Source organism: Marinobacterium sp. xm-a-127, from assembly GCF_013283425.1.
In the GTDB taxonomy this organism is placed as follows: Bacteria; Pseudomonadota; Gammaproteobacteria; order Pseudomonadales; family Balneatricaceae; genus Marinobacterium_E.
In genome coordinates, this window is the sequence record NZ_WBYH01000001.1 from 208,162 (window position 1) to 221,674 (window position 13,513).

The window sequence follows — 13,513 nt, forward strand, 5'->3', positions numbered from 1 at the left end:
AATTACACTCTGATCCGTCTATCTGGTGGAAAAATTATAGATCTTGTGCTAAATAATAGTTAATGATCAGTTGATCTAAATTTTTAGACTCAGACCCTCCGCGGTCATCTGGAGTACTTTATGGCTATTGTTTTTGATTCTGCAGCACAACTTGATATCCAAGAGCGCATTCAAGCTGGTCAGATTTTGTATACGGCGAGCGCAAGCTATGACGACAGTTCGTCGGGGACGATAACCTACTCACTTGCTGCCGGAGCCACGCCCGGCGTTAGTATCAATTCCACCACGGGTGAGGTGACCTATTCGGGTGCGACCGATTATGAAACCTTAGCTGCGTTAAGCTTTACGGTTGTTGCAACGGATGGGGTTACGACTACGCAGCAAGCGGTGACGCTTAGTGTTGTCGATGCCATTGAAGGTACATCTGGTGCCGATACGATCACGGGTACCTCAGGTGATGATCTGATATTCGGTGATGCGGGTGCTGATACCATCAACGCCGGGGCTGGCGACGACAAGATTGATGGTGGTTCGGGCGCCGATGTCATCGATGGCGGTGCAGGCTACAATATTCTGGAGCTCGAAGGGGCCGAGTATCACTACATCATTTCGCGCCAGACCGATGGATCGGTCAAAGTTACGCCTATCGTCGGTACGCCTTATGAAAATGATGGTGAGAAGACGGTCTCTAATGTTCAGCTAATCCGCTTCTTGGGAAGTAACTCCGAGCGTATCCTGGATGATGTTTCCAACGTCCAAGCGTCCGACAATCTGGTTCTCAACTTTGGCGATGCTTTTTCGGGCCAAATTTTTCTGCAGGATTATGACTGGTTCCTGGTAGACGGCGGTACGGCGAATCAGGCCGTTCACTATACATTTGCGGGTTCCAGTAGCAGCGGAACCAATTTATCAACAGATACGCTGGGTGCAAGCAGCATCAGCTTATGGCCAGATCAGATTTACAGCGACACTCTAGACGCTAATGGCCAGAAAGCACTCCAAGTCTACAACACCAATCTAGCTGTCAATGCGATTGACCCCTACCGTTTGACCGTTTATCGCGATCTATTGGGTACGGCTGCAGGTGAAACACTGCAGGCGGGTACTGACTTTGAATATATCGATGCCGGAGCGGGAGATGACTCAGTAGTCGGTAGTTCGCGCGATGACTATCTGATCGGTGGGCTGGGAAGTGATACGCTCGTTTCGGGTGGTGGCGCCGACATCATCATTGGTGGTGATGAGATTGGTGATAAGGATATTGCGGTATTTGCCGGTAACTTTGCGGATTATAAGGTTACGTTCAGTGATTACTATATGTCGGGCAGTAACGAATCAGCTGCTGAGACACCATGGTGGATAATTGAAAGTCGCGCAACCGGAGAAAAATCCTACGTCAAAGGTGTGGAAGTTCTGCGATTTGCGAATCAGGACTTTACAGTCGATGACTACGACACACTTCAAGGGGCTGATATCAGTGGTATGGGCGACTATGCTGCTATGGGTGAATTGATCGAAGGTCGCCATAACCTCACCTATGATGCTGACTGGATTCCTTTTGATTTTGGTTGGGATGTTGTTGACAAAAATTCGACAATTAAGATTACCGTTACTCGCAGTAGTGGGTCGAACTCAACGCTGCAATTAGTCAATGCAACTGGCTTTGCTTTGCAATTTGAGAATACGGCAGACGGAACTCTATCTCAGACGCTAAACCTTCAATATGGTACAAATGAATATTTAATCAAAGGTATCCAATGGGGTGAAAATGGAGAGGGTGGCGGCTTTGGAGGCGGACAGGCGTTTCTCGTCGTTGACGGATATGGGTATGGTTACTCATCTTACCAGTACAATAATAGCGGAGAGCTCCCGGGCAATGCTGAGGAGCTGGGTGCATACAGCATCACCGTATCCCGCTATCGCGAAGGTACAACTGGCGACGACACCTTAACTACAGACGGTGCATCAGCTCAGGAGCAGGTAGAGCAGCTTGCAGGTCTTGCCGGTAATGACGTTCTTCAAGGTCGAGACGTCGCCGAGAGCTTCGATGGTGGTGCCGATAACGATACCATCTATGCCGGTGGTGGCAATGACCAGATCACCGGTGGTTCTGGAACTGATGAGCTCTATGGTGAAGCCGGCGATGATACCTTTATCGCTAGTGGAGTTACTACCACCTCAGACACCTACGACGGTGGCGCCGGTGTCGACACTATTAAGGTAAGCTCCTCGGTAGACTTCAGTACCGCAACCTTTGTTGATGTCGAGCAATTAAAAGGCGTTGGTGATACCAAAGTTTGGCTGTCACAGGGGCAAATCGACAGTTTGGTTAGCGCTGATGGCGTCACGTTGGTTGGATCTTCCGTCGAAGCGGGAGCGCTTGACGGTAATTTCTCGCTGTATGGTACTTCTGGGGTTGACACCCTTATTGGCGGGGCAGGTAATAACTTTATTAGAGCGCTTGCGGGTGCTGATACCGTTGATGCCGGAGCGGGAGATGATGTTCTCTATTTTGGCCGTAGCGACGATTACCTAGTCTACGGTGAGCAATTTTACAGTTCGAAAGCTATTTCTAATGTTGTCGATATTCCTACGCTAACTTACTTTATCGACGGCGACTATCAAGGTGGCGCTGGCAATGACGTCATCACGATCGATTTTGTAAGTAATTTCTATCATCAAATCGGTTCGAACTTTTGGAACTATCAGTCACTAGATAAACGTGTGTCGATAGATTTTACTCAAGCTAGCCTAAATGGCTTCGAAACCTTTGATGCAATACGTTCAACCTACACCTACAACGGTGTTACGGCAGAGATAGGTCCAGAAAATATTTACCTCACGACCGGTCAGCTCGCAAGCTTTAATGAACTATCGGGTTCGAACTTCGTAATCAGCGGCGGCGGTGTAGTCGATCTATCCTCTGTAACCCTGAGTAACAATGCAACTCTAAGTCTGTCCGGTACTGAGGCTTTCAACGTCACCGGTTCTACTAATGGCGATCAGATCACTACATTCAGCGGTGACGATACGATCGTCGCTCTAGGCGGAAATGACACGATTAATTCTGGTGCGGGAGTGGACAACATTTCCGCGGGGGATGGTGATGATAAAATCACGATCAGCTCTAAGTCGGAAGTTCTCGACACTATCGCAGGTGGAGCTGGCACTGACACACTTCGTATTACTGGAGGTGCGGTCGACCTCTCCGGTGCCACCCTATCTGGAATTGAGCGAATTGAGGCTTACTCGGCCAGCTTGGCGCTGACCCAAGCTCAATACGATCAGTACGTTGCTAACCTCTCAGGTACAGCGGGCCTGATTCTCAAAGTTGATGGCTCGGGTACCAATTATGTGGCTGATCTGCCGGCAGGTTTTGTTGGGTTACAGGGATCTGCACTTAACAATAACTTCATCGGTAGCGACGGCAACGACATTCTTGCCGGCGGCGCGGGTGCCGATACCTTAGCTGGAGGCTTGGGTGCGGATACGCTGGTGTCCGGTACCGGTATAGATGACCTCTCCGGCGGCGAGGGCGGTGATACGCTCGACGTGCGCGGTAAAGTTAGCGTTTCTGACCGCCTGTCGGGTGGTAACGGTGTCGACACCCTGTTGGTGGAGGATGGTCAAAACCTCACTGCTGCAACCATTACAGGCATCGAAGTTCTCAAAGGCAGCGGTACAGTCACGCTCAGTGCGGCCCAGCTAGCCGGCTTTACTCAGATTGTGGGCCTTACAATTCAGCTTAGCGGTACCTCATCTGAGTTCGCTCTACCCTCGACTGTTAGTCTTTTGAACGGTGCTCGCATTCTTCTGCCTGATACCGATTCGGAAATTGTAAATAACAGTGGCATTTTGGGTTCGGCTGCAGACGACAATATCAGCGGTGGTTCACAGGCAGACCTGATTTACGGTGGCCGAGGCGCTGATTATCTCTCAGGTGGTGAGGGTACCGATACGCTTGTGGGCGGCAAGGGCACAGACACGCTTATTGGTGGCGGCGGTGATGATACGTTCATCATAGACGAACTGCTCTGGGCCAACACTAGTACCGTTTACTCGGATATTGTTGATGGAGGAAGTGGTGACGACCGGATACTAGTATCGACGGGTACTTCAGGGTACAGAGATTTTTATGTAACGACTGGTTCGATCACCAATGTTGAGGAAATAGCCCTTCAAGGCGGGTACAGAACTTCAATCAGCCTAGATTCGTCACTCTTTAACTCTCTAACTAGTCTATCAAATACATCCTCATACGGTGATCAAGCTTCCTATCAAGGCTACCTCACTGTTCGAAATGGACTTGGTGAAGATATCTCTTTCGATGTCTTGAACGCTAACGCTTGGCGTTACATAGTGCTTCAAGGTGAATACGGTACGGTTGATATGGGGTCAGCCGCATTGAATCACGAAGGGCAAAGCTTTGATCAAAGCTACACGCTAAAAATTGGTGGTAGCGACAATGTAGTGGGTGAGTGGCAAACAGGTTCGGTGGATTCGATTATTGGCTCTGATCAGTCTGACTGGATCTGGATCGAGAGCGATAAAGACTTCTCTGCTGTTCTTGGAACTGGCGATGACATAATTGAAATCTTTTCGTCTGGTGATATTGTCGTAAATCTCGACGGTGGTGATGGTAGCGATACTCTCCGTCTAACCAATGGCGGATTGTATGACCTGACAGGATCGACCCTCACAGGCATTGAGAATATCTACCACGCTTCTAGTCGTCTCGTTGTAACAGATGCTCAGTTTGCTTCAGGGAACTTTGATGGCTCGGGCGCGATCTACACCAAAGTCGGTGACACCATTGTCGGTACCAACTCAGCCGATAGTTACTCTGGTGATGGCATCAACGGTAAGTTCCAAGGTGGTGGTGGAGATGACTCAATCTCTAATATTGGTACCGCGGTATTTACAGGCAACTACTCCGATTACGATTTTGTTCGCAACGGCTCTTCACTGACGATTCAACACGCACGTGGGACCCTTGAGGACGGTACAGATACGCTGAGCGGTGTCCTAAACGCCCAATTTGCCGACACCTTAGTCGTTCTTGACGATGCTCCAAACGAGCCGTATCAATTCCTGAGTGATGGAACTGGCGGAGATGTAACTGCTGCTCAGAGTGCACTCTCTTCTGTTGAGTATGGCAAACGAGTATCGGGCTCATGGGACTACGCGAACGATCAAGACGTTTACCGCATGACGTTCCAGCCGAACTCACCAATTTATATCGAGGATAGCCAGCCAAGTGGAGCTGGAATTTATTATGAGTTTTACGATGCTGAATCGCGACAAAACATAGCTTTCAAGTCTCTTGTGTACGGTGATATCAACTGGCAGTGGTATCCTTGGATGAACGAGATTGGTAAGTGGTTGCCGGTAATACAGAGCAATGGCGTCTACGTTCCATATGAAGGCGGAGACGTTGTTTTCAAAGCTTACAGCAGTGATTCATCAACGATTGAGGATTACGCGTTCACCATCCAGTACATGGATGACTACGCCGGCAGTATCGATACCCTCGGTGAGATGGATCCTCAGGATGGCATTATCCGCGGTTATATCGGCGATCTCGGCGATCCGGACTGGATCCGCACCGAACTAATAGGCGGCACCAAGTACGAGTTTACTCTACAGGGCGTCTCTTCCAACGGCGGTACTCTAGCCGATCCAAAGCTGCAACTGCGTGATTCGCAAGGCCGCCTGATTGAGTCAGGGCTCGGTATTGGTGACGGTGCTGTGGGTACCGATGATTCGATTGTCTTCCGTCCGGTCGATACAGGTACCTATTACCTTGCTGTTACCGATGTGGCAGGTATCAATAAAGGTTCTTGGACGCTGGTTCAGGAGAGTCTGGACACTATCGCGGGTAACGTCTCTACGACTGAGCGTATTGAGTGGAATGCCACCAACCGCTTTACCGTAGAGAGTGAAATTAATCAGCTGTCCGACCATGACTGGTTCAAGATCTGGCTGGATAAGGGCCTGACATACGACTTTAACCTTGACAGTAATACGCTCGCTGATCCGCAGTTGTCACTGCGCTCCGCGACTGGTCGTCTGCTTGTTCAGGACGATAACAGCGGTACAGGTAGTGATGCTCAGCTTTATTACTCAGCATCTGATTCAGGCTGGTACTTCCTGGATGCGGGTGCCTCGGGTAACGCTTACAAAGGTACCTACATCCTGCGGGGCTCAACGCTGGCGGATGATTTCTCTAACGACGTCAACACACTTGGTGTAGCGACTGTCGGCGAGACTGCGCAGGGGCTTGTCTCTTACATTGGCGATAGTGACTGGTTTGCGGTTGGTCTAAGCGCAAACACCACCTATGTCATTACGCTCGCCGGTGATATCGCTGATGGTGTGCAGTTGGATCCTCTGACTGACCCTCTGCTCTATATTCGCGATGAGTTTGGCAACATTATCGAACGTGTGGACGATAGCGACGGTTCGCTCAATGCGGTGGCCTACTTTACGCCTGACGCGGCGGGTAAATACTACCTCGAAGCACGCAGCGCATTTAAGTATGACATCGGTGCTTATGCGCTGGATGTCTCGCTTGCTCCACCTGATGACCATGCCGATACTTTGGACGCTGCAGCAACTGCATTGACGCTAGATGTAACCAATGCGGTCAGCGCCACCGGTAAGATTGGTATCCCCGGGGACAAAGATACCTTCGCGATCAGCTTTGAGGCTGGCAAGGTTTATCAGATTGACCTGAAAGGCTTGGCCGGCAATGGCGGTACGCTTACGGACCCTACCGTACGCATCTTTAACAGTGCCGGTAAGTTGGTTGACTTCAATAATAACTCCGGCGCAGGTAACGACGCTAAGCTCTACTTTGCGCCGAGTGCAGCGGGTACCTACTACATCGAAGCGTCGGCATACCGTGACAATGGTCGCGGCACCTACACTTTGGAAGTGGTTGAGCGCAACATTCCTGCTGATGATGTAGCAAACGATATCAGTACAACTGAAGTGCTCACTCCGGGTGATAGCTTCAATGGCCAGTTGCTGACCTCTAACGATCAGGACTGGTTTGCCATAGATCTAGCTGCTGGGGAGTCGTATGTCTTCCGTGCCAAAGCAAGCACCAGTGGTATGGGTACCCTGGATGATCCCGTTCTTGAGCTGCGCGCTGCCGATGGCACTTTAGTGAAGTCTGTTGACGATATGCTGATCTCGAATGAGCCAGCTATCCAGCACACCCCAGTTGCGTCTGGTAGATTCTACCTGGTTGTTAAGGCTGCAAATGGCCAAGAAGACACAGGTAGTTACACCCTGATCACACGTGCACCGGATGATCACAGCAACACCCAGAATGATGCGACCGCTATCACGCTTAATCAGCAGATCCTGGGTGGTATTCAGTACAACGACGGTGAATTTGGTGTACGCGCCTACGACTCGGTAGGTCTGGCGACAGACTTTGATGAGGATTGGTTCACCTTCACTGCAACTGAAGGTCAGGTGCTCTCATTCCAAGTCGAACTGGATGACGGTTCGGCACTGAGCCGTCCTCTGGTTGAGGTGGTGAACGCTCAGGGGACTACCGTTGCAATCGGTGATGGCCTAGAGACTGACAATGGTCTTGCGGCAGCCACATTTAAAGCAGCCGCTGATGGTACCTACTACGCACGTGTCATCGATGGTGCGGGCGCCAAAGGTGCCTACATTGCCACTCTGGTTGAGGGTGACTCCTCAGACGAGGATAGTGCTGGCCCGGTTTCTCTGACATTTACCAGCGATGGCACCATCACTCAGACTGAGGTGTTGGGCAAAATTGGCTTGTCTGGGGATACCGATACCTACACGGTTAGCCTGCAAGAGGGGCATAGCTATCGTATCGAGACAGTTGCTGTGCGCGATGGTAGCACCGCGCCTCTCGATTCTGCGAAGTTGCTAATGACCTGGAAACCTGATGGTTCCGGTGTACAGCAGATCGATGCATTGACCCAGAATTGGGTAGACAACGGCGATGGTAGTCATACGCTGCAGCTGTTCGTAAATACGGCCGTCGCACCTGATTTCGCCGCAGGCCTAGAGGCGTTTGATCTTCAATTTAGCTACAACGCGTCTGTTCTTACCGCAGTGGATGGGGCGAGTTTCGCAACGGGCGCCTTTGGGGCGTCTAACCTTGATACCGCCGGTGAGATCACCCTAGGAGCGTTTTTCTTACCTGATCAGTTTGTCCCGGCAGCTGATGCGCCACTGGCTGAAATTACGTTCAGCGGTGTGGTTGGAGATGTTGCTAATGCCAACATCTCGATCGGTGAGTTGATCTTTGATGAGCGTAATATAGAACCGATCATGCAGGCGCAGGCGCCAAGCTCTTTTGAGGAGGGCGAGTTTACTGCACCTAGCAGCGGCACGCTGGAGATCAACCTCTCTCCTGAATATGCAACCAGCACCGGTCAGTACCAACTGCGTGTCGTGGATCTGGGTGTAGATCAGGCCGATGACCGTCCGAATTTGGTCGCTGATTACGATACGGCTAACGATACGATCTTTGCGATCAATGAAACCCTGTCGGGCAAGATCGACGAGGCAGGCGACAAGGATCTATTTGCCGTTAGCCTGACGACGGGCAACATCTACGACTTCTCCGTTAAGAGCTACTTCGATGGCTTGGGTTCGCTCGGTGAATCGAGCCTGCGCCTGCTCAATAGTTCTGGACAGCTGGTGACTGCGGCTTCATTTGATGAACTGACTGGCCGTTCGGAGATGGCGGTATCGGTATTTGAAGATGGCCTCTACTACCTAGAAGTATCTGCACCAGATCTGCCGGGTAACACAGGTACCTATGTGGTTGATACTCGACTGCGCGGGACTACCGAAGGCCTTGAAGACGATATCAGTGCCGATACTCAGAGTGCCGTTGTTGTTGGTCCTGGTCAGCCGGTTTCCGGCGAAATCAATTACGCGGGTGACCATGACTGGGTCCGTGTAACGCTGACTGAAGGCAAGGTCTATGTCTTTGATGTGTTAGGCGATGGCGATGGCGCCGGGACGCTTGCCGACTCTACCCTACGCCTGCTTGATTCGGCCGGTAATCAACTGGTTATGGACGATGATACGGGGGCGGGGCTGGATTCTCATATCCAGTTTACAGCGGGTTCAACGGGTGATTACTACCTTGATGTAGGTTCAAACTCGACGTCGACAGGCACCTACACACTGCGTGTACGCGAGTTGTACTCAGGCGTTGCGGATCCGCTGCGTGCTACTCAGTGGTATCTGGATCAGAGCTTCATCTCAGAGCTTAACAACCAGTACACGGGCGCAGGTATTAAGGTTGGTGTGGTAGACGATGGTATCGATGTCACCCACCCAGATTTGATCGATAACCTCGATTTCGCACTGGCTTACGATACTCAGTTTGATACTCGAGATGGCTCGCCAAAATACCCCTATTTGATCGGTTCTCCCGATAACCACGGTACCCTTGTGGCGGGTATTATCGGTGCGGTTGCTAACAACGAAACGGGCCTTGTAGGTTCAGCTTACGATGTTGACCTTGTGTCTACTCGTGTTAAGTGGACCTGGGGACAGATCACCGAAGCACTGAACCTGCAATATCAATTTGACGTGAGTAACAACTCTTGGGGTGCCATCGATCCATTCGGTGATAACTTCAATAGTACTGAATTGACCTTCGCATGGATGGGATTGCGCAAGGGTGTCGAGTTGGGCCGCGATGGTCTGGGAACCGTGTTTGTCTTCTCCGCAGGTAACAGTGCTGGCTCAGGTGACAACACCAACTACCATAACTTCCAAAACGCGCGCGAAGTTATTGCTGTAGGCGCTGCAGCGCCGGACAACACGGCTTCAGGCTTCTCAACCCCAGGTGCATCGGTTCTGGTCAGCACCTATGGTGAGAGCATGGTCACAACAGACCGTGTAAAACCTGGCTGGGGCGTTGAAGCAGGCAGCGCATTCTCACCAGACTTCAATGGTACTTCGGCGGCCGCTCCGCTGGTATCCGGTGTAGTTGCTCTGATGTTGGAAGCCAATCCAAACTTGGGCTACCGCGATGTTCAGAAGATCTTGGCCTACAGCTCTTGGCATCCTGATGTACAAGACTGGAAGGTTAACGGCGCATCTGACTTCAACCTAGGCGGCTTGTCATTCAACGACAAGGCCGGCTTTGGTCTGGTTGATGCCTACTCTGCTGTGCAGTTGGCGCGCACCTGGACTAAGCAGAACACCGCCATTAACGAAGCGACTGCCTCTGCACGCACGTTCGGATTGGTGGATACTATTCCTGATGGTACCGGTGAGAAATACACTGCCACCTTCGAGATAGATTCATCGTTGAGCGTTGAGCACGTTGAGCTCGGCATCGATATTCGCCATGCCCGTATGGGTGATCTGATTATCACACTGACCTCACCGGACGGCACGCAATCAACATTGATGAACCGCCCAACTGTGAATGCGGAGCTGCCATTTGGTCTCTCAGGTGATGCAAGTGGTGTGCCTCAGCATCTGCTTTGGGACTTCTCAAGCGTTCAGTTCTGGGGTGAGTCTGCCTCGGGTACTTGGACAGTAGAGATCGAAGATACTCGCGCTGAGCAGGTCGGTACGTTGCACAGTTTGTCGCTACGTTTGTACGGTGAGCAAACTCAGGGTAATGATATCTATGTGTTCACCGATGAGGGCTTTACGGCAGCTTCAAGTCGCGTTCTTGAAGATGAATACGGTATTGATGCAATTAACGCGTCGCCAGTGCGTTTTGATACTTACATCGACCTAACGCAAGGCATTATAGCGGCTAATGGCGTGGGACATGCAATCGCTGACTGGACCACGATTGAAAATGCGTACACCGGATCTGGCGATGACCGTGTCGTTGGTAATGCGGAAAACAATATCATCGATACCTATGATGGTGATGATACGATTGAAGCGGGCCTGGGTAACGATACTATCAGTGCCGGACGGGGTGCCGACGTGGTCGTATTTGCTGGTAACCGCGATGAGTTCACGCTGGCGTGGAACCCAGATACTGAGGTTCTGACTGTTACTGACAACTTATCGACGGGTGGCAATGAGGGTGTGAATACGCTCACTGGCGTCGAGCGCCTTGTATTTGCCGATGCAGAGGTGAGCCTGAGCTCTACCGTTGGTAACAGCGCGCCGGTTGCCAATACTACATTCTTCGACACGCCAGTTTATCTGGAGTCGGGTATGGGTATCGACTTCGCGCTTCCTGAGGACGCGTTCAGTGACCCTGACAGCAGTAACCAGACTTCACTGGTCGATTTGCTGCTGAATGTAACTGATGCCGCGGGTGGGGAAATCCCAGATTGGCTCACTTTTGACCCTGTTCAAGGCAAGTTTGTGGGTGTTCCACCGGAAGACTTTATCGGTCAGCTCAAACTCAAGGTTGAAGCGGTTGATGAGTTCGGGGAGACCGCGTCAGACATTCTGACACTTCAGTTCGGTGACAACCAGGCTCCAGTTCTTGAGAGCCCGTCCGAAGTAGTTCTGCGCGAAGACGAGGGCGATGTTGCTCTGAGTATCACGCTGCCGTTCGACCCTGAGGGGACTGACGTCAGCATTGAGATCACAGGAATACCTACCTTCGGCTCATTGGTCGACAAATTGGGTAATGCCCTTTCAGTAGGAGCGACCCTCACTGCAGACGAATTGACGGAACTGGTCTACCGCACGGCGGCAGATGCCAATGGTGATGCGGGTTATGTGCGTTATCGCGCGACGGATGAAGATGGTGTTATTGCTGATAGCTCAGTCCATCTCTTTGTCACTGCCGAGAACGACGCGCCAGTGTTTGAACCTGAGTCGAGTAAGCTAGTGGTTAACTACTCAGCCGATCAATCATCAGTCACTGTGCCGCTCGATTTGGCGACGCCGACAGATGCGGAGTCGGTACTTGAGTACGTTACAGTAATTGGTCTTCCAACCTTGGGTACAGTCACACTGAACGGTGTTGCGTTGCAAATTGATCAGGTACTGACATTCGATCAGTTGGCGAACCTCAGCTACACCCTCACTGAGAATGTCAACGGTCCGGTAGGCTCGTTGACTATTCAAGCGGTTGACCCCGAGGGTGCCGCGACCAACTTCAGCCTTGCGCTCGAAATTTCTGGTGACGCTACGAGTACCACGGGTACTGCAGGTGCAGATGAGCTCTACGGTAGTATCGATGCTGACGCTCTGTACGGTAACGGTGGTAACGATACCATCGTAGGTAATGCAGGTAACGACCGTCTGTTGGGTGGGTTGGGTAATGACCAACTCTTCGGTGGAAGCGATGCGGATTATCTTGATGGCTCCGCAGGTATCGACTACCTAGATGGTGGTTTAGGAAATGATTTCATGGCGGGTGGTCCGGGTGATGACACCTACTTGGTAGATAATGCTGGCGATGTCGTACTTGAAGCTATCGCCGGCGGAGCTGGCGGTAATGACTTGGTGGTTACCTCCATTAGTCTGACAGCTCCCGATAACGTAGAGAATCTGACTGCTGCGGCAGGTGCTGCTATTGATCTTACGGGTAATGAACTTGCGAACTTGTTAGCAGGCAATGACGAGTCCAATACCCTCATGGGACTGGCAGGCAGGGATACTCTGCTGGGTGAAGGCGGCGATGATACGCTCGACGGTGGAGAGGGTATCGACCTAATGGCAGGTGGAACTGGTGATGACACTTACTACGTTAGCTCTCGCTCTGATCGAGTTGTAGAACTCGCGAATGCCGGAGTTGATAAGGTTATCGCCTCATCAAGCTACACGCTGGCATCAAATATCGAGAATCTCGAACTTGCAGGGGGTGGTGATTTTACAGCGGGTGGTAACTCGCTTGATAACCACATTGTCGGAAACTCTGGCAACAATATTCTGGCTGGCGGTCTTGGTGCTGACACGCTCGAGGGCGGCCTGGGTAACGACACCTATGTGATCAGTGACGACCTCGACACAATTATTGATACGGGCGGTATCGATACTCTGCGCTCGATACTCGACGTTCAATTAATGGATGGTATTGAGAACGTGCAACTTGTCGGTTTGGCAAACCTAGTTGCCATAGGTAACAGCGCTAATAACGAACTTGTCGGTAACTCAGCGAACAACATTCTGGAAGGTGGTCTAGGTGTAGATACTTTAACCGGGGGCGCAGGTGGTGACCAGTTTATTGCGTCCTACAACGGAGTGGATATCGCGGCAGACCGTATTACTGACTTTGAGGTCGGTAGTGATCTGTTGATTGTGGATCTGGCAAGCTTCGGTATTGATGCTCAATCTCTGGGATTACAAAGTTCAGGATTAGTGGCTGCAGAGTCGTTTGTATCCGGGGCAGGTGCAATAGCCCTAGATCCGAACGATCACTTTGTATTTGATACAGCACAGGGTCTATTGAAGTTTGATGCGGATGGTAACGGTGCTGGTTCAGCCATCGATGTAATGCACATTACGTTGGATGATCCTACGACTCAGCTTCGCGCAACAGACATCTTCGTTGGTATCTAGTAGG

1 protein-coding gene is annotated in these 13,513 nt (G+C 51.2%); it reads left to right on the top strand.

Annotation, left to right across the window (positions count from 1 at the left end; genetic code table 11):
* Positions 1 to 120: 120 nt before the first annotated feature.
* The gene (locus XMA127_RS11800) at positions 121 to 13,509 is read left to right on the top strand and encodes a S8 family serine peptidase (RefSeq protein WP_173498826.1); all 13,389 of its coding nucleotides are present in this window, start codon (positions 121 to 123) and stop codon (positions 13,507 to 13,509) included.
* The last annotated feature ends 4 nt before the right edge of the window (positions 13,510 to 13,513 follow it).

Excerpts from the sequence above, each read along its gene's own strand:
- XMA127_RS11800 (WP_173498826.1), top strand. The coding sequence starts at position 121 with ATGGCTATTGTTTTTGATTCTGCAGCACAACTTGATATCCAAGAGCGC.